The organism is Mesorhizobium waimense (assembly GCF_003601975.1).
Lineage (GTDB): Bacteria > Pseudomonadota > Alphaproteobacteria > Rhizobiales > Rhizobiaceae > Mesorhizobium > Mesorhizobium waimense.
In genome coordinates this window covers 13,442-30,969 of the sequence record NZ_QZWZ01000010.1, presented here as the reverse complement: position 1 = coordinate 30,969, position 17,528 = coordinate 13,442, and the positions used below count along the sequence as shown (strand labels likewise).

The 17,528-nt window shown below is 63.4% G+C and carries 15 protein-coding genes; 4 read left to right on the top strand and 11 right to left on the bottom strand.

Annotation, left to right across the window (positions count from 1 at the left end; all coding sequences use genetic code 11):
- Position 1: 1 nt before the first annotated feature.
- The 3 genes from D3227_RS14655 to D3227_RS14645 all read left to right on the top strand — a co-directional run bounded on the left by D3227_RS14655 (position 2) and on the right by D3227_RS14645 (position 3,353).
- Positions 2-1,630 (top strand): GMC family oxidoreductase, encoded by a 1,629-nt coding sequence (locus tag D3227_RS14655; RefSeq protein ID WP_120014826.1) that lies wholly within the window; start codon positions 2-4, stop codon positions 1,628-1,630.
- Positions 1,631-1,638: 8 nt separating this feature from the next.
- Positions 1,639-1,947, top strand: coding sequence for a Dabb family protein (locus D3227_RS14650; RefSeq protein WP_120014825.1), 309 nt, complete (start codon positions 1,639-1,641; stop codon positions 1,945-1,947).
- 188 nt (positions 1,948-2,135) lie between these two features.
- A complete protein-coding gene (locus tag D3227_RS14645) occupies positions 2,136-3,353 on the top strand; it encodes an MFS transporter (RefSeq protein ID WP_167480695.1) in 1,218 nt (405 codons plus the stop codon).
- Here the strand turns inward: D3227_RS14645 and D3227_RS14640 are convergent.
- From D3227_RS14640 to D3227_RS14630, 3 genes are all read right to left on the bottom strand, one after another.
- Positions 3,350-4,195, bottom strand: a complete 846-nt coding sequence (locus D3227_RS14640; protein ID WP_120014823.1) for an EamA family transporter — start codon at positions 4,193-4,195, stop codon at positions 3,350-3,352. The two genes, D3227_RS14645 and D3227_RS14640, sit on opposite strands and share 4 nt — an antisense overlap.
- Before the next feature lie 7 nt (positions 4,196-4,202).
- Positions 4,203-5,120 (bottom strand): endonuclease/exonuclease/phosphatase family protein, encoded by a 918-nt coding sequence (locus tag D3227_RS14635; protein ID WP_120014822.1) that lies wholly within the window; start codon positions 5,118-5,120, stop codon positions 4,203-4,205.
- 110 nt (positions 5,121-5,230) lie between these two features.
- Positions 5,231-6,781: a cation:proton antiporter gene (locus tag D3227_RS14630; protein WP_120014821.1), complete on the bottom strand. Its 1,551-nt coding sequence runs from the start codon at positions 6,779-6,781 to the stop codon at positions 5,231-5,233.
- Between the two features lie 125 nt (positions 6,782-6,906).
- On the opposite strand from D3227_RS14630, the gene D3227_RS14625 reads away from it, so the two are divergent.
- A complete protein-coding gene (locus tag D3227_RS14625; protein ID WP_120014962.1) occupies positions 6,907-7,533 on the top strand; it encodes a glutathione S-transferase family protein in 627 nt (208 codons plus the stop codon).
- Between the two features lie 12 nt (positions 7,534-7,545).
- On the opposite strand, the gene D3227_RS14620 is transcribed toward D3227_RS14625, so the two are convergent.
- The 8 genes from D3227_RS14620 to D3227_RS14585 form a co-directional block, all read right to left on the bottom strand.
- Positions 7,546-8,610: an ABC transporter ATP-binding protein gene (locus D3227_RS14620; protein ID WP_120014820.1), complete on the bottom strand. Its 1,065-nt coding sequence runs from the start codon at positions 8,608-8,610 to the stop codon at positions 7,546-7,548.
- An 11-nt stretch (positions 8,611-8,621) separates the two neighbouring features.
- On the bottom strand, positions 8,622-9,413 hold the full coding sequence (locus tag D3227_RS14615; protein ID WP_120014819.1) for an ABC transporter permease: 792 nt from the start codon (positions 9,411-9,413) through the stop codon (positions 8,622-8,624).
- Complete coding sequence (locus D3227_RS14610; RefSeq protein ID WP_120014818.1) at positions 9,410-10,324, bottom strand: ABC transporter permease; 915 nt, start codon at positions 10,322-10,324, stop codon at positions 9,410-9,412. Before D3227_RS14610 ends, D3227_RS14615 begins: the two co-directional genes overlap by 4 nt.
- A gap of 64 nt (positions 10,325-10,388) precedes the next feature.
- The gene (locus D3227_RS14605; protein WP_120014817.1) at positions 10,389-11,495 is read right to left on the bottom strand and encodes an ABC transporter substrate-binding protein; all 1,107 of its coding nucleotides are present in this window, start codon (positions 11,493-11,495) and stop codon (positions 10,389-10,391) included.
- A gap of 242 nt (positions 11,496-11,737) precedes the next feature.
- Positions 11,738-12,910, bottom strand: coding sequence for an iron-containing alcohol dehydrogenase (locus D3227_RS14600; protein ID WP_120014816.1), 1,173 nt, complete (start codon positions 12,908-12,910; stop codon positions 11,738-11,740).
- A 16-nt stretch (positions 12,911-12,926) separates the two neighbouring features.
- Positions 12,927-14,315: an aldehyde dehydrogenase family protein gene (locus tag D3227_RS14595; protein WP_120014815.1), complete on the bottom strand. Its 1,389-nt coding sequence runs from the start codon at positions 14,313-14,315 to the stop codon at positions 12,927-12,929.
- 180 nt (positions 14,316-14,495) lie between these two features.
- Positions 14,496-15,866 (bottom strand): glutamine synthetase family protein, encoded by a 1,371-nt coding sequence (locus D3227_RS14590; RefSeq protein ID WP_120014814.1) that lies wholly within the window; start codon positions 15,864-15,866, stop codon positions 14,496-14,498.
- A gap of 87 nt (positions 15,867-15,953) precedes the next feature.
- Positions 15,954-17,510 carry an amino acid permease gene (locus D3227_RS14585; protein ID WP_120014813.1) on the bottom strand — a complete coding sequence of 519 codons (1,557 nt, stop codon included), beginning with the start codon at positions 17,508-17,510 and terminating at the stop codon, positions 15,954-15,956.
- Between the last annotated feature and the right edge of the window lie 18 nt (positions 17,511-17,528).

Genomic DNA, 17,528 nt, shown 5'->3' with positions numbered 1-17,528 from the left:
CATGACCGACTACATCATCGTTGGCGCCGGCCCTGCAGGCTGTGTTCTGGCCAACCGGCTGAGCGAGGATCTGTCGAATTCGGTTCTGCTCTTGGAAGCCGGCGGCAAGGACTGGCATCCGCTGATCCATATGCCGGCCGGCTTCGCCAAGATGACCAAGGGCATCGCCTCCTGGGGCTGGTCGACTGTGCCACAGAAGCACATGCAGGACCGCGTCTTCTGGTACACGCAGGCCAAGGTGGTGGGCGGCGGCTCCTCCATCAACGCCCAGATCTACACACGCGGCAATGCCCGCGACTACGACGCCTGGGAAAAGGAAGAAGGGCTCACCGGCTGGGGCTATCGCGACGTGCTGCCCTATTTCAAGCGGGCCGAGAACAACCAGCGCTATGCCAACGATTTCCACGGCGACCAGGGACCGCTCGGTGTGTCGAACCCGATTGCGCCGCTGCCGATCTGCGAGGCCTATTTCCGTGCCGGACAGGAGATGGGCATTCCCTTCAACCCGGATTTCAACGGCGCCAGCCAGGAAGGCGTCGGCTACTACCAACTGACCCAGAAGGATGCGCGGCGCTCCTCCGCCTCCGTCGCCTATCTGAAGCCAATCCGCACTCGCAAGAACCTGACCGTCAGGACGAACGTGCTGGTTACCCGCATCGTCGTCGAGAAGGGCCGCGCCATCGGCGTCGAGATCGTCGACAAGCCCGGCGGCGAAACGAATATCCTGCGCGCCGAGCGCGAGGTGATCGTCTCCTCCGGCGCCATCGGCTCGCCCAAGCTTCTCATGCAGTCGGGCATCGGCCCGGCCGATCACCTGAAGTCGGTCGGCGTCACACCGATCCACGATCTGCCCGGCGTCGGCTCCAACATGCAGGACCATCTCGACCTGTTCGTCATCGCCGAATGCACCGGCGACCACACCTATGACAACTACGCCAAGCTGCACCGGACCATGTGGGCCGGCCTGCAATATCTGCTGCTGAAGAAAGGGCCGGTTGCCTCCAGCCTGTTCGAGACCGGCGGCTTCTGGTACGCCGACCCGACCGCAGCTTCTCCCGACATCCAGTTCCATCTCGGCCTCGGCTCCGGCATCGAGGCCGGTGTCGAGAAGCTCAGGAATCCTGGCGTGACGCTGAACTCGGCCTTCCTGCGCCCACGCTCGCGCGGCACGGTGCGGCTGAAGAGTGCCTATCCGGCCGACCATCCGCTGATCAACCCGAACTACTGGTCCGATCCCTACGATCGCGACATGTCGATCAAGGGCCTGAGGCTGGCGCGCGAGATCATGCGCCAGAAGGCGCTGCAGCCCTATGTGCTGCGCGAGGTGCTGCCCGGCCCCACTCTGCAAAGCGACGACGAGCTGTTCGACTATGCTTGCCGCAGCTCCAAGACGGATCATCATCCGGTCGGCACCTGCCGCATGGGCCATGACGAAATGGCCGTGGTGACACCCGACCTCAGGCTGCGCGGCATCGACGGCTTGCGCGTCTGCGATGCGTCGGTAATGCCACGCGTGCCCTCCTCCAACACCAACGCGCCGACGATCATGGTCGGCGAAAAAGGCGCCGACCTGATCCTTGGCCGCGAGCCGCTGGCACCGGCCGTCTTTTCCGGAAACCGCGCGGCGTAGGACAAAGAATGATCAGGCACTGCGTCTTCGTCAAATTCCGCAGCGATGTCGCCGACGCCGAGCGCGCGGCCGTCCACGCCGATCTTGAGGCGCTGCGCTGGGCGATCGACGGCATGGACAAGGTCGGGTTCAGCATCAATGTCAGCCCCGAACCGTTCGCACGCGGCTTCACGCACGGCTTCACCATCGACTTTCGCGACGCCGCCTGCCGCGACGCCTATCTGGTGCATGAGGCGCATCAGCGCGCTGGCGCTCGCCTGGTCGCCGCGCTCGAAGGCGGCACGGATGGCCTGATGGTCTTCGATCTGGAAATCTAGACCCAATCCTCAAGCCGCATCCCGAACCGGTCGACCGTCGACAAACAGTCACCACTGCGGCTCTCGTCGCGCTTTGCTTTCATTCCAGGCGGTGTTCGATCACATCAGCCGCGCGAAAAAGTGACCACCGGTCTTCCGGAAACTGGCCGATAGTTCCTCGCATCCGTGAAGATGGAAGGAGGAACAATTTGCCCCTCAATTCGCAGCAGAAGAAAACCGTACTGGCGTCATTTCTGGGCTGGACTCTCGACGCCTTTGATTTCTTCCTTCTGACATTCCTGCTCACGGATATTGCAACTGAATTCCACGCTGACGTCCCGGCAGTCTCCAAGGCGCTGTTCCTGACACTGGCGACGCGCTTCATCGGCGCATTCTTCTTCGGCATGCTTGCCGACAGATACGGCCGCAAGCCCATCCTCATGCTCAACATCGTCAGCTATTCGGTGATCGGCGCACTGGCTGCCTTCTCGCCCAATCTCGGCACCTTCCTGGCGTTGCGCGCTTTGTTCGGCATCGCCATGGGTGGCGAATGGGGGCTGGGCAGTTCGCTGGCCATGGAATCCATCCCGCCCAGCGCACGCGGCATGGTTTCGGGCATCCTGCAATGTGGATATCCGGCCGGCTACCTGCTGGCGGCGGTGGTTTACGGCTTGCTCTATCAGCATACGATCGGTGGTTATACGATCGGCTGGCGGGCCATGTTCCTGCTCAGCTTCCTGCCGGCGCTGATCGTCCTGTTCATCCGCTCCCACGTGCCGGAATCACCTGCCTTCGTCGATGCGCAGAAGACGGCAAGGCCGGGGCTCCTGGAAACGCTGCAAAGGCACTGGGGCGTTGCTCTCTATGCCGTCGTGCTGATGATGTTCTTCAATTTCTTCAGCCATGGCACGCAGGATCTCTACCCGACCTTCCTGAAGAAGCAGCATGGTTTTGACCCGCATACGGTGAGCTGGATCACCATCGTCGCCAATATCGGCGCCATCGTTGGCGGCCTGGCGTTCGGCGCGCTTTCCGAGAAGATCGGCCGCGTCAATGCAATCACCATCGCCTGTTTGATCGCCTTGCCGTCGATCCCACTGTGGGCCTACTCGACCACGCCCTTCATGCTGGCCATCGGCGCCTTCATCATGCAGGTTGCGGTCCAGGGTGCATGGGGCGTCATCCCGGTGCACCTCAACGAGCTTTCGCCCGGCGCCGTGCGCGCGACCTTGCCCGGCTTCATCTACCAGGCCGGCAATCTCGCGGCGTCCTATGGCGGTCCCTATCAGGCCGGCATCGCGGAGGCTCCGGGCGGCAGCTACGGCTACGCGCTGGCGCTTTTCGCGGGCGTGGTCGCGGTCTGCATCATCGTCGTCATCCGCTTCAGTCCGGAACGGCGCGGCCAGGTGATGACCGTGCTTGGCTAACCCAGCCTGAGCGCCACGACGCCGGCGACGATGCTGAGCGCGGCGGCACCCCGCCAGCCCGTCATCTTTTCGCCCAGCGCGAAGACCGAGATCAACATCGCAAACAGGATCGAGGTCTCGCGCAGCGATGCGACCGAGGCGATCGGCGCCTTGGTCATCGCCCACATGACGATCCAGTAGGCGGCACCGCTGAGCACGCCGGTGAACAGACCCGCCTTCCAGTCGCGCGCCAGCACCGGCAGCGCCTGGCGTCCACGGAAGATGAGGCACAGCACCAGCGCTCCGATGGCATCGCAGATGAACAGCCAGGCGGCATAGCTCTGTGCGGTGGCGGCGAGCCGTGCGCCGCTGCCGTCGGACAGCGTATAGCTGGCGATGAAGATCGACGTACCGAGCGCAAAGCCCACCGCGCGCAGATTGAACCGCTCCAGATGCGCGCCGCCGCGAAACGACATCACCAGCGTGCCGGCCGACAACAGCAGGATGCCGAGGATGGCGAGTGGTGCCGGCACCTCCTTGACCACCACCATGCCGCCGAGTGCGGCGAGCAGCGGCGCGGTGCCGCGCGCCAGCGGATAGGTCTGGGCGAAATCGCCGGCCCTGTAGGCGCCGATGAGGAAGGTTCGGTAGCCCATGTGGAAGATCACCGAGGCGATGATGTAGGGCCACACTTCGGCCTTGGGCACCTCGACGAAAGGCAGCACCACCAGTCCTGCCGCGCCCATGCCGAGCGTCATCAGCGTGATAGACAGGAAGCGGTCGAGATGCACCTTGACCAGCGCGTTCCAGATCGCATGCATGGCGGCCGCGGCAAGCACCGCGCAGAAGACGAACAAGGTCATCGCTGCCTCATCCGCCTCCGGCCACAGCAGTGGCGAGCGGCGTCTCGAGGTCGATGTCGACCCGGAGCGGAAAATGGTCGGAGGCGATCTCATCGATGTCAGCGCTGACAGAACGCACGCGCCCGGCAAACATTCCGCCGACGAAACAATGGTCGAGCCGGCGTTTTGTCAACCTGCCGTCGATGGTCTTTATGTGGGTGTGGAAATCCGCCACTGGCTCGGCGGCGACGGCGGCGGCATCGACAAAGCCATCGAGATAGGCCGCCCGACGATGGTACGGCGTGTTGCCGGCGATGCGCCGGTATTCGGCGCTCCCCGGCTCCATGTTGAAGTCGCCCAGCCAGATCGCCGCCAGTGGGCTCTCAGGCTCCGGCTCGCCATTGCTCCAGTTGCGATCGGGCTCGTCGTCGGCGCCGCTCCATGGCCCGCCATTGGACGGCGCCCGGCGATGTTCGTTGAGCAGATAGTCGATCTGCTCCAGCCGCTCCTCGGCAGCGATATGGGCAAGGTGCAGCGACAGTACCCGCACCGGGCCTGCGGGGGTGCGGATCATGCATTCGAGCGCCGCATTGCGGGTGTTGAGAGGCCGCAGCGTGCGGCGCAGCGGCAGCGTATGCAGGCGCGACCAGACGATTGGCAGCTTCGACAGCAGCATGGTGCCGAACTGCCGGCGACGGTTGACGATGCGGCCGTCGCGCTCCTGGCTGGCATCCATGTCGAAGGCCGGGCCATAGACCCAGTGATAGCCGGGCAGCAACCGGGAAAGAAGTTCCGGCTGATCGTCCTCGTTTGTGCGCTGCCAGTGCCGCTCCACCTCCTGCAACGCGATGATGTCGGCGCCGGCAACGACCTTGGCACAGCGCGCGAGGTCATAGCGGCCATCGCTGCCGAAGCCGTACTGGATGTTGTAGCTGACGAGCTTCATTGCTTATCCGGCTCACTTTCGTGATGGCAGTAGCGGTTCGGCGAAAGCCTTGCAATACCGACGCCGGGGCTAGGCCAGGGGTGACCAGTGTTCCGCTTCTCTTTCCCGATCTAGGTTGTCAGCGGCTGGAACCGCCCAGCCGGAGACGCCGCCAGTTCCGACCAGTCGATCTCCTCCTCCAGCCGGTGATAGGCCTCGTCGCCAATCGTCCCGTCACGGCGCAATTCCTCCAGCGCGTCGCGCTGGCGCTTGATGGCATAGAGGCGCAGACGGTCATACTCCGTCGCCGCCTGCGCATCCTCTGGATTTTCGGCGATCGTGCGCTGGGCGGTATACTGCTCGCGCACCGCGGCCGCCGCATTCGACGTCTTGCCGCTCAGTATGTCCAATGCGGCCTGCATGATGGCGACACGTGCCTGAGCCACCTCGCGATCGACTGTCGTGTCGGGGTCGAGGTTGAGCAGGCGCAGCAGCGGTTTCAGGGTCATGCCTTGCAACACCAGCGTGCCGAGAACGACCGCGAAAGCGGCGAGCACGATCGGATCGCGGCCGGGAAAATCGGCCGGCAAGGCGAACGCCGCCACCAATGTCACCAGCCCACGCATGCCGCACCAGCCGACCAGCACGCCGCCGCGCAATGTCGGCGCGTCTCGCCCTTGGCCCTCACTGCCGAAGCGGGCAAGCCATCTGATGATCACACCGTAGCTCATAACCCAGACGAGACGCGATACGATGACGACGGCCAGCACCGTTGCGGCGAAGACGAATGCTTCGGCCTGCCCTTCCCCGGCCAACCTGCCGACGATCGACCGTGCCTGCAGGCCCATCAGCACGAAGGCCAGCACGTTGAGCACGAAAACCGCCGACTCCCAGACTGAATAGGTGCTGACGCGCCTCCTGGCCGACATCAGGCGCGGCGCGGTGCGCGCGATGGTCATGGCATAGACGACGATGGTGATGATGGCGGAAAGCCCCAGCCTGTCGGCCAGGATCCAGACCCCGAACGTGCCGGCGAACTGCACTACGGTGCTGCTTGCCGCATCCTCGATGCGGGTGAGCGTCAGCAGCGAGAAGCGGCCAAGCAGATAACCCGCGACAAGGCTGCCGATCGTCGACAGCAGGATCGTCGGAATGGCGTTGCTCAGCATGATCGAGCCGAGCGTTGCCGATACCGCCAGCCGGTAGATCAGGAGTGCGGTGGCATCGTTGAGCAGGCTCTCTCCCTGCAGGATGGCCGTGATCCGATGCGGCACCTTGAATTGCCCGAGCACGGCACTCGCTGCCACCGCGTCCGGCGGTGCGACGATGGCGCCAAGCGCTATCGCCGCGGCTATCGGCAGCCCGGCCAATTTCCAACCGACGAAAGCGACGGCTGCGGTTGTGAAGATGACGGCGCCGAGCGCCAGCGCCACGAGCGGCAGCCGGTAGCGGTTGAGATCGCGCAGCGATGTGTCATAGGCGGCGTCGAGCAGCACCGGTGCGATGAACAGGGCGAGCGCCAGTTCCGGGTCGATCTCGATGGTCGGCGCGCCGGGCACGAAGGCAATCCCAGCGCCTGCCAGCGCCAGAAGCGAGGGATAGGGAACCTCCAGACGCCGCGACAGTGCCGTCAGCGCAACAGCGATCAGGAGCAGGACGAGGGTCAGTTCGAAAAGCGCCATATCCTACCGTAGCCACGAACCAGAGTTGTCGGCACTGACAAGATGACCAGATGCTGTTGATTGTCCAGTCGGCCCGGCTTGCTTGCCGTATACGCCGGACGGATCGCCGGGGTATGGATACGGCCATGATCCTCATCGGCCAGTATGACTCGCCCTTCGTTCGCCGCGTCGGCATCGCGCTGACACTCTACGGCCTGCCCTTCGAGCATCGGCCATGGTCGGCCTTCGGCGATGCCGACAAGATCCGTCCCTATAACCCGCTGACGCGCGTCCCGACGCTAGTGCTGGACGATGGCGAAGTGCTGACGGAAAGCCATCTGATGCTTGATTACCTGGACAGCCTTGTTGCGGCCGATCGAAGGATGTTTCCGATAGGCGAGCCCGCCCGCCATCAGGCGCTCAGGATAGCGGCCCTGGCCACCGGGCTCGGCGACAAGAGCGTCAGCCTGTTTTACGAAATGCGCTTGCACGATAGGGTCTCCGACCTCTGGGTCGGCCGCTGCCGGGCGCAGATTGGGAGCGTCCTTGCCGCGTTGGAAACGGACCGCGCCGCGAGGTCCGGTGCCTACTGGTTCGGTGACCGTATCGGCCATGCCGATGTCGCGGTTGCCGCCGTGTTGCGTTTCCTCGGCGAAGCCCATCCCGGCCTGGTTCCGCTGGCCGACTTCCCGGCGCTCGAAGCTCACGCAGCGCGGATGGAAGCGTTGCCCGTCTTTCAGACGATTTCGCAGCCGTTCATTCCGCCTGCTTGAGGGGCGCTGCCCTTAGTGCAGCACCAGCATATCGCCCGACGAGAATGAGATCTCGGCCTTCTCGCCGACAGCGGGCGGCGGCGTTGCCGGGCTGTTGAACGTGTCGAGCGAGACCGTGCTGCCGCCGATGCCGACGCGTACCCGGATGACCGAGCCGAGGAAATGCACCTCGGCGATTTCGCCCGAAAGGCTGGAATCGCGACCGGGCTGGCGGCCGAGCGAAATCGCCTCGGGCCGCAGCGCCAGAGAGAGCGTGTCGCCGGATTTGGAACCGTTCAGCTTGCCCTTGAGCGCAACCTCCTGAGAATTGACGCGCACTGTGCCTGAAGCGGCGTCTGTCACCGTGCCTTCGAGCACATTCAGCGTGCCGACGAAATTGGCGACGAATTTGGTTGCCGGCCGGTTGTAGATCTCGAACGGCGTGCCGACCTGCTCGGCCTTGCCACCATACATGACGGCGATGCGGTCGGAGATCGACAGCGCCTCTTCCTGGTCGTGGGTGACGAAGATGGTGGTGATGCCTAGCTTTTTCTGGATCGAGCGGATTTCCTCGCGCAGCGACACGCGCACCTTGGCGTCGAGCGCCGACAGCGGCTCGTCGAGCAGCAAGAGCTTCGGCTTCGGCGCGATCGCGCGCGCCAGCGCGATGCGCTGTTGCTGGCCGCCGGAGAGCTGGTAGGGATAGCGGTCTCCCATCTGCGGCAGCTTAATGATGTCGAGCATCTCGGCGACGCGCCTGTCGGCATCGGCCTTGGGCATGCCCGCCACCTTCAGCCCGAAGGCGATGTTCTGCGCCACCGTCAGGTTGGGGAACAGCGCGTAGGCCTGGAACACCATGCCGACATTGCGCTGGTTCGGCTTCAGCCTTGTGATGTCCTTGCCGGCCACCACGATCTTGCCCGCGCTCGGTTCCTCGAAACCGGCGACCATACGCAGCACTGTCGTCTTGCCGCAGCCAGACGGGCCGAGGAAAGAGACGAACTCGCCGGGCTCCACGTCGAGATTGAAATCCTGCACCACGGTGGTGGCGCCGAAGGATTTTCGTACATGCTGAATGGAGAGGAACGGCTCGGCCATGGCTTTGACTTTCAGTTCGGGCGGTTCGCCGATCGCGGCGCAAAGCGCGACAGGATCTGGATCAGGGACATGCAGCCCCAGGTGATGACGAAAGCGATGATGGCGAGCGCCGCCGGCTCATAGGCACGGTTGGCGCCGATGTTCTGCAGATAAGGGCCAAAGGCCGGACGGTTGAGCAGGCTGGCCATGGTGAATTCGCCGATGACGATGGCGAAGGTCAGGAAGGCGCCGGACAGCACCGCGATCAGCACATTGGGCAGGATGACGCGGGTGATGATCGTCCCCCAGCCGGCGCCCAGGATCTGCGCCGCTTCGGTCAGCGTGCGCACATCGATGGTGCGAAGGCCGGTGTCGACGGCACGGTACATGTAGGGCAGCGCCAGCGTCGCATAGCCGATGACCAGCAAGGCATTGGTGCCCACATCGCTGGCCAGGAACGGCAGCGGCGAATTCGAACCGTACATTCTGATGTAGCCGAAGACGATGACGATGGCCGGGATGACCAGCGGCAACAGCGTGATGAACTCGACGACTGGCCTCAGCTGCGGCAGGCGCAGCCGGATCCAGTAGGCAGCGGGCACCACGATCAGCACGCCGAGAACGATGGTGAAGATGGCTGCGATCACCGAATACATGAAGGTCGCCTGGAAGCGCTCGTCGCCCAGCACGATCTGGTAGGCGTCGAAGGAATAGACGCCGCGCCGCATGCGCATGGAGAATTCCACGGTCGCGATCAGCGGAATGAAGAAATAGGCCGCGCCGAGGATGAAGACGACCCAGGCCCAGAATCTGCCACCCTTCATTTGAGCCACCTCTCGGAACGGGTCCGGAACCAGATGTAGAAGACGTTGGCGAGGCCGGTGATGACGATCATGCCGAAGGCGATCGCATAACCGAGATGGGCGTTGTGCAGCACGTCGCCGCGGATCTGCGCATAGAGCAGTATCGGCACGATGTTGAGCGACGAGCCGGTCAGTGCATAGGCGGTGGCGATAGCGCCGAAGGCGTTGGCGAACAGCAGGATGACGGTGCCGAGAAAACTCGGCCAGATCACCGGTATGACCACCATGCGCCAGTATTGCGCGGTGGTCGCGCCGAGCGTCGCGGCGGCCTCGCCCCATTCCTTCTTCAACCCATCGATCGCCGGCGTGATGATAACCACCATCAGCGGGATCTGGAAATAGACATAGGTCAGCGTCAGGCCCCAGAACGAAAGGATGTTGAAGCCGTGCGCGTAGATGTTGAGACCGAACACAGTATTCAGGATTACTGTCGCAAGGCCGAGCCGGCCGAGCGTGGCGAGGAAGGCGAAGGCCAGCGGCACGCCGGCGAAATTGGAGGCAACGCCCGAAAAGGTCAGTGTCGCCGAACGTATCCAGTTCGGCAGGCCGCCGCGCACGATGGCAATGGCGATCGCCAGACCTGCAAAGGCGCCGATCAGCGCCGAGGCAAGGCTGACCTTGATCGAGATCCAGTAGGCGGCAACGATAGACGGTTGCGCCAATGCGACGATGTTCTCGAGCGTGAATTCGCCGGCATCGTTCTGGAATGCGCCCAGCATCAGATAGAGCGTGGGCAGGATCAGGAACATGATGGCGAAGATGAAGAACGGCGCCACGCCGAGCCATTGCGTCGGCAGCCTGAGGCTGCGCGCTTCGGCGGGAGGCGCGGCCTTCCCCGCCATAGTCTGATTGGAAAGCGAGAGATCGGTCATGCGCCGGCTACCGTCTTCGAGGAAAAGCCGGGCGGCCTCGCGACCGCCCGGTGGATTTCAAGTCTTACTTGACGTTGGCGCCGACGACGGCGTCCCAGTTCTTGGTGATGGCTTCCTTGGCCTTACCCTGCTCGTCGAGCGTCGGGAACACCGCGGCCGCATAGGACTCGGCCGGCGGCATCTTCGCCATCACGTCCGCCGGGAGCTTGCCGTTCTTGGCAAGGTCATTGAAGCGGATCGGGTGGCAATAGCCCTTCAGCCAGCCGATCTGGCCTTCGTCGGAATAGAGATATTCCATCCAGAGCTTGGCTGCATTCGGATGCGGCGCGTAGGCGCTGATCGCCTGCACGTAGACACCGGCGACGACGCCGGTCTTCGGCACGACGACGTCGACCGGCGGGTTGCCCTTCAGCGTGTCACGGCCGGAAAGCGCGTTGTAGTCCCAGGTGACCAGGATCGGCGTCTGGCCCTGTGCAAGCGTCGCGGCCTTGCCGATGACCGGTACGAAATTGCCGGCGGCATTGAGCTTCTTGAAGAAGTCGAGACCAGCGGTGCCGGCGGCTTCGCCAGCGGCGGCGCCCGTCGACAGGCCGGCAGCATAAACGCCCTGGATGGCCTGGTTCGAAGCGCGCGGATCACCGGCGAGGGCCACCGAGTTGGCAAATTCCGGCTTCAGCAGATCGGCCCAGTCGGTCGGAGCTTCCTTGACCAAATCCTTGTTCACTTCGAAAGCGAGCACGCCGTAATAGTCGCCGGTCCAATAGCCTTCGGCATCCTTGGCGCTGTCCGGGATCGAGTCCCAGGTCGACACCTTGTAAGGCTGGATCAGGCCATCGGCCTTGGCCGAAGGGCCGAAGGACAGGCCGACGTCGATCACGTCGGGCGCCTGCGGGCCCTTGTTGTCCTTGTTCGCCTTGATCGCCTCGATCTCGTCGCCGGAACCGGCATCGGGATTGAGTTCGTTGATCTTGATTTCGGGATATTTCGCCTTGAAGCCGTCGATGACGGCGCCATAGCCGCACCAGTCATGCGGCAGCGCGATGGTCGTGAGCTGGCCCTCGGCCTTGGCGGCCTTGACGAGATCGTCCATCGCATCCGCGGACGAAATCACCGTCGACGCGAAAAGCGCCGCGGCCGAAAGGGAAAGCACTTTCCCCGTGAATTTGAACATGTGTTCTCTCCGTTGAACTGACGCCGTTGGACGCCTGCGATGCGGTATCGTTTTCGTGTGACAGCCAGATGAAAGCTTTGTGAAACCGGCACCCCGCAGTGCGAAAAAGTAAACTCTTTTTAACCGGCTGTAGCAATCGCTTCGCGATTATTTTTCCGGCTAACTAGTTTTTGCCCTGCCTGTAGCCCTTTCCCCTTTCCTTTCCCCTCGTTTCCAGTTCACTTCCGGCACGAAAATCCGCGTCATACCGTGCCGGCGATGGCGTTTTCGAGCAGCGTCAGCGCCGCCTTCTTGGTCAGCTTTACCGGGTTGCCGCCGGCGGTCGGATCTACCACCGCCATGTCGGCGATCAGCCCCTTGCGCTTCTTGTCCATGTCGAGCCCCTTGATCAGGCCCGGCAGCGCATGCGGCACCTTGAGCTCCTTGCGCAGCTTGATGATCGCCTTGGCGAAGCCATCGAAGCCGCCCTTGATGCCGCAATAGGCCGCGAGCCGGCCGATGCGCTCATCGATGGCATCACGGTTGAAGGCCAGCACATAGGGCATGAACACGGCGTTGGTCATGCCGTGATGAGTGTCGTAGAGCGCGCCGATCGGATGCGACAGCGAGTGGATGGCCCCCAGCCCCTTCTGGAAGGCGGCGGCGCCCATGGCCGCCGCGCTCATCATATGGGCGCGGGCGACAAGATCCTTACCGTTGGCATAGGCCTTCGGCAGGTTCTCGAAGACCAGCCGAATGCCTTCCACCGCGATGCCGTCGGCCATCGGGTGATAACCTGGCGCGCAATAGGCCTCGAGGCAGTGGGCCAGCGCATCCATGCCGGTGCCGGCGGTGATGAAGCCCGGCATGCCGACCGACAGTTCCGGATCGGCAATGACGATGGCCGGCAAAAGTTTCGGATGGAAGATGACCTTCTTGGTGTGCGTCGCCTCGTTGGTAATGACCCCGGCGCGGCCGACTTCGGAACCCGTGCCGGCAGTGGTCGGCACGGCGATGATCGGCGCGATCGCATCCGAATTGGCTCTGGTCCACCAGTCGCCGACATCCTCGAAATCCCAGACCGGACGCGTCTGGCCGGCCTGGAAGGCGATCAGCTTGCCGAGGTCGAGCGCCGAGCCACCGCCGAAGGCGATGACGCCATCATGCTTGCCCTTCTTGAACACGGCAATGCCGGCGGTCAGGTTCGAATCCACCGGGTTCGGCTTGACCTCGGAAAATACGCCATAGGGCACCTTGGCGTCGTCGAGGATCTTCAGCGTCGAGGCGACGACCGGCAGCTTGGCCAGCCCCGGGTCGGTGACGAAAAGCGGCCGCTTGATCCCGGTGGCGGCGAGCACATCTGGCAATTCCTTGATGCGGCCGGCGCCGAAGCGGACGGTGGTGGGGTAGTTCCATTTGGAGATGAGCTTGGACATTTTTGTCTCTCGAAAATCAGATGGCTTCACGCAGATGATATGATTTCGGCCGGGTCAGATTGTCGTAGCCGATGGCCGAGAGTGCGGCGCCCTTGCCGGTGTCCTTGACGCCGGTCCACACCAGCGCCGGATCGAGATAGTCGCAGCGGTTCATGAACACGGTGCCGGTCTCGACGCGGTCGCCAATCGCTACCGCGTGCTCGATGTCGCCGGTCCAGATCGAGGCGGTCAGCCCATAAGGGCTGTCGTTCATGAGCGCGATCGCCTCCTCGTCGTTGCGCACCTTCATGATGCCGACGATCGGACCAAAACTTTCCTCGCGCATGACGCTCATCTGGTGGTCGACCCCGGTCAGCACTTCCGGCGCCAGATAGGGCGAGCCTGCCTTGTCGTTGGCCACCTTCATGTTGATGTGCGCGGTGGCGCCCTTGCGCAGCGCTTCGGCCTTCTGCTCGCGGATCAGGTCGGCGAAGCGCGCCTGCGCCATCGGTCCCATCGTCGTCGCCTGTTCCAGCGGATTGCCGACGACATAGTTCCTTGTCTCTGCGATGAAGCCTTCGACGAATTCGTCATAGACCTTTTCATGCACATAGACGCGCTCGATGCCGCAGCAGCACTGGCCGGAATTGTAGAAGGCGCCGTCGACCAGGTTGGCCACCGCATGCTCCATCCTGGCATCCGGCAGCACATAGGCCGGGTCCTTGCCGCCTAGCTCGAGGCCGAGGCTCATGAAGGTGCCGGCCGCCGCCTTCTCGATGGCGCGGCCGCCACCGACCGAGCCGGTGAAGTTGACATGGTCGATCTTGCCGGAGCCGAGCAGCTTCTCGGTCTGGGCATGGTTCAGAACGAGGTTCTGGAACAGACCCTTGGGCAGGCCGGCCTTGTCGAAGGCCTGCTGGAAGCGTTCGCCGACCAGCAGCGTCTGCGCCGCGTGCTTGAGGATGACCGCACTTCCGGCCATCAGTGCCGGCACGATGGTGTTGACGGCAGTGAGATAGGGATAGTTCCACGGCGCGATCACCATGACGACGCCGAGCGGCACCTTCTTCACATAGCGGCGGAAGCCGTCTTTCGGGTTGGAGGCCATGACCGGCTTCAGCGCCGCTTCGGCAATCTCGACCATGTAATTGGTGCGATCCTTGACACCGCCGAACTCGCCGCCATAGCGAACCGGACGCCCCATCTGCCAGGCGATCTCCGGCACGATCTCGTCGCTCATTGCGACCAGCGCTTCCAGCATGGCAAGCATGTACTTGCCGCGCTCGACGATCGGCGTCTCCGCCCATTTTTCCTGCGCTGCCCTGGCGCGTCCGACCGCAGCGTTGATGGCCTGGTCCGTGGCGATTGGACGCTCGGCATAGATCGAACCATCGACGGGTGATTTGAGTTTGACCGTTTCGGTCATTTTCTAAGTCCTCGCACGTTCTAACAATCGAAAATCTTATGGCTTGGTGTGCCCCTCATCCGCCTGCCGGCACCTTCTCCCCGTATAGTGACGGGAGAAGGAAGAAGCTCCGGCGCAGACGCCGTCCGCCCGTTGTTCACGGGATAAGGGTGGGGAGCGGCGCCGGCGTTCCCGACTACCTTAGTACCGCTCGAACCCTCTGTGCAGTTCCCAATCCGTGATCCGGCGGTCGTATTCGAACTGCTCCCACTTCGCGGTGTGGACATAGTGTTCGAGCACGTCGTCGCCGAGCGCCTGCTTCAGCATCTTCGACTTGGCCAGCGTCTCGGTTGCATCGCGCAGCGTCTTCGGGATCTCCGGCAGGCGCGAGGCCTGATAGGCGTCGCCGACGAACGGCTTCTGCAGCTCCAGCTTTTCGTCGATGCCGGCAAGGCCGGCGGCGATGAGCGCCGCAAAGGCGAGATAGGGGTTGAGGTCGGCGCCGCCGATGCGGCATTCCATGCGAATGCCCTTGGTGCCCTCGCCGCACAGACGGAAGCCCGCGGTGCGGTTGTCCTCGCTCCACATGATCTTGGTCGGCGCGAAGGTGCCGGCCTGGAAGCGCTTGTAGGAATTGATGTAGGGCGCCAGGAACCAGGTGAACTCCTTGGCGTATTTAAGCTGGCCCGCCGCCCATTGCTGGCCGAGCGTCGACAGCGTCCAGTCGGCCTTCTTGTCGAAGAACAGCGGCGTCTTGCCGTCGGCGCTCCACAGCGAATTGTGGATGTGGCTGGAATTGCCGGCCAGCCCGTAATTGTACTTGGACATGAACGAGATTGCCTTGCCTTCCGACTCGGCGATCTCCTTGGCGCCGTTCTTCAGGATGACGTGGCGGTCGGCCATCTCAAGCGCCTCGGCATAGCGCACATTGATCTCTTCCTGGCCCGGCCCCCACTCGCCCTTGGAGTTCTCGATCGGGATGCCGGCCGCATCCATCTCGTTGCGAAGCCGGCGCATGACGCCTTCTTCCTTGGTGGTGATGCCGATCTGGTAGTCGCCGATATAGGGCGATGCGGTGTCGAGGCCCTGCCAGTGCTTCTTGCGGGCGGAATCGTAGGTCTCGTTGAACAGGTAGAATTCGAGCTCGGAAGCGAAATAGCCGATATAGCCGCGCTCCTTCAGCCGCTTGACCTGCTTTCTCAGGATGGCGCGCGGCGAATGCGGCAGGTCGTCATGCGTGTGGTGGTCGAGCACGTCGCAGATCACCAGCGCCGTCTTCTCCAGCCAGGGAATGCGCCGCAGCGTCGCCAGGTCCGGCTTCATGACGAAGTCGCCATAGCCCTTCGACCAGCTTGCCGCCTTGTAGCCGGGCACCGGCTCCATATCGATGTCGGCGGCCAGCAGATAGTTGCAGCCATGCGTCTCGTCATGGGCGGAATCGACGAAATACTGCGCCAGGAAACGTTTGCCCGCGAGCCGGCCCTGCAGATCGACGATGCAGGCCAGCACCGTATCGATCTCGCCGCTGGAGACCGCCTTCTTCAACTGATCGAACGAGAAATTTCCGGGCATTCTTGTGGCACTCCAGCGCTTGTCGATTAAAACGGATAAACGAAGCCATGGCCGGCACCGATGCCGGCCATGGTTGAGATGACGACGTTAGTGGCCGGTCTCGCCGACCGCCTGTTCCGCTGCCTTGATCGCGGCCTGGCGCGCCGCAATGATGTCGCCGAGCGGCGGCCCCTGGAAGCGGTTGCGCTCGAAGGCGAACCACACGATCGCCGTCAGGATGAAGAAGCCGACGGTGATGTAGAGCGCCCAGTCGTTCGGCGGCTGGATGCCGATGACGAAGATCAGGATCATCGACAGGATCGAGAGCACGGCAAACAACATGAAGATGCCGCGTCCCATATTCCACGGTCCCATCTTGTCCCACTTCGGCGTGCCCCAGGCCATCATGCCGAGCACGATCGGCACGGTGAAGGACAGGAACAGGAAGATGACGGTGCACGACACGACGATGGTGTAGGCCGAGGTGCCGGCGACCGAAACCACCGACGAACCCCAGACGAACAGCACCGAAAGGATCGAGGCCGTCCAGATCGCCGCCACCGGCGTGCGGTAGGTCGGGCTGACCTTGGCCAGTGCCGACGAGCCCGGCAGGCCGCCGTCACGCGAGAAGGCGAAGATCATGCGCGAAGCCGAGGTGACGGTTGCCAGGCCGCACAGCAGCTGCGCGATGAACACGACGAGGTAGACGAACTCCTTGAGGCCGGGGCTGACGCGCTGGTCGAAGGCCCAGAAGAACACGTTCCAGCCCTGCTTGGCGGCGTCGTCCATGTTCGGGATCATCAGGATGAAGGCTGCCAGGAACAGGTAGCCGAAGACCGCCGACCAGATCACCGACATGACCATCGCGCGCGGCACCGAGGAGGCTGCCTTGATGGTCTCTTCGGAGGTGTGCGCCGAGGCGTCGTAGCCGGTGATGGTATAGATCGGCAGCAACAGCCCGAGCGCGAACACCCAGGCGTTGGACACGGACGGCCAGACGCCGGCGCCGGCATCGCCCGAGTAGTTGTGGAAGGTGAACAGGCGGCTGAAATCCCAGGTCTCGGCCGCAGCGAGGCAGACGATAGCGATCAGGATCGAGCCGAAGAAGATCAGGTAGCCCGAAAAGTCGGTCAGCTTCGCCGTCAGCTTGATGCCGAGATGGTTGATCAGCGCCTGGGCGCCGGTGATGATGATCAGGAAGATCATCTGGTTGGTCAGCGTGCCCTCGATGCCGAGCGTCGGACCGAAGGCGCCGAGGAAGAACGTCCAGGTGCCGACATTGATGGCGCCGAGCACAGTGATCAGGCCAAGCAGGTTGAGCCAGGCCGTCACCCAGCCGGTGCCGCGATTGCCGAGGATCGAACCCCAGTGATAGAGGCCGCCGGCCGTCGGATAGGCCGAACTGATCTGCGACATGGCGACCGCGAAGGTCAGCGAGACGAAGCAGCCGACCAGCCAGCCGATGCCGATGCCGATGCCGCCGGCGCCGGAGGTTGCCTGCGCCAGCGAATTGATGCCGCCCGACAGGATGCAGATGATCGAGAAGGAAACCGCGAAGTTCGAAAAGCGGCTGAGCCGCCGCTCCAGTTCCTGGGCATAGCCCATGCTGTGGAGGTGTTTTACGTCCTCCGCCTTATCAACTTCGGTATAACCCGGTGCTGCCATTTGAAGTCCCCTTTTTAA

What these genes read in the sequence shown, in the direction of transcription:
- D3227_RS14655 (WP_120014826.1), top strand. Translation starts at nt 2, where the DNA reads ATGACCGACTACATCATCGTTGGCGCCGGCCCTGCAGGCTGTGTTCTG.
- D3227_RS14650 (WP_120014825.1), top strand. Translation starts at nt 1,639, where the DNA reads ATGATCAGGCACTGCGTCTTCGTCAAATTCCGCAGCGATGTCGCCGAC.
- D3227_RS14640 (WP_120014823.1), bottom strand. Translation starts at nt 4,195, where the DNA reads ATGACCTTGTTCGTCTTCTGCGCGGTGCTTGCCGCGGCCGCCATGCAT.
- D3227_RS14635 (WP_120014822.1), bottom strand. Translation starts at nt 5,120, where the DNA reads ATGAAGCTCGTCAGCTACAACATCCAGTACGGCTTCGGCAGCGATGGC.
- D3227_RS14630 (WP_120014821.1), bottom strand. Translation starts at nt 6,781, where the DNA reads ATGGCGCTTTTCGAACTGACCCTCGTCCTGCTCCTGATCGCTGTTGCG.
- D3227_RS14625 (WP_120014962.1), top strand. Translation starts at nt 6,907, where the DNA reads ATGATCCTCATCGGCCAGTATGACTCGCCCTTCGTTCGCCGCGTCGGC.
- D3227_RS14620 (WP_120014820.1), bottom strand. Translation starts at nt 8,610, where the DNA reads ATGGCCGAGCCGTTCCTCTCCATTCAGCATGTACGAAAATCCTTCGGC.
- D3227_RS14615 (WP_120014819.1), bottom strand. Translation starts at nt 9,413, where the DNA reads ATGAAGGGTGGCAGATTCTGGGCCTGGGTCGTCTTCATCCTCGGCGCG.
- D3227_RS14610 (WP_120014818.1), bottom strand. Translation starts at nt 10,324, where the DNA reads ATGACCGATCTCTCGCTTTCCAATCAGACTATGGCGGGGAAGGCCGCG.
- D3227_RS14605 (WP_120014817.1), bottom strand. Translation starts at nt 11,495, where the DNA reads ATGTTCAAATTCACGGGGAAAGTGCTTTCCCTTTCGGCCGCGGCGCTT.
- D3227_RS14600 (WP_120014816.1), bottom strand. Translation starts at nt 12,910, where the DNA reads ATGTCCAAGCTCATCTCCAAATGGAACTACCCCACCACCGTCCGCTTC.
- D3227_RS14595 (WP_120014815.1), bottom strand. Translation starts at nt 14,315, where the DNA reads ATGACCGAAACGGTCAAACTCAAATCACCCGTCGATGGTTCGATCTAT.
- D3227_RS14590 (WP_120014814.1), bottom strand. Translation starts at nt 15,866, where the DNA reads ATGCCCGGAAATTTCTCGTTCGATCAGTTGAAGAAGGCGGTCTCCAGC.
- D3227_RS14585 (WP_120014813.1), bottom strand. Translation starts at nt 17,510, where the DNA reads ATGGCAGCACCGGGTTATACCGAAGTTGATAAGGCGGAGGACGTAAAA.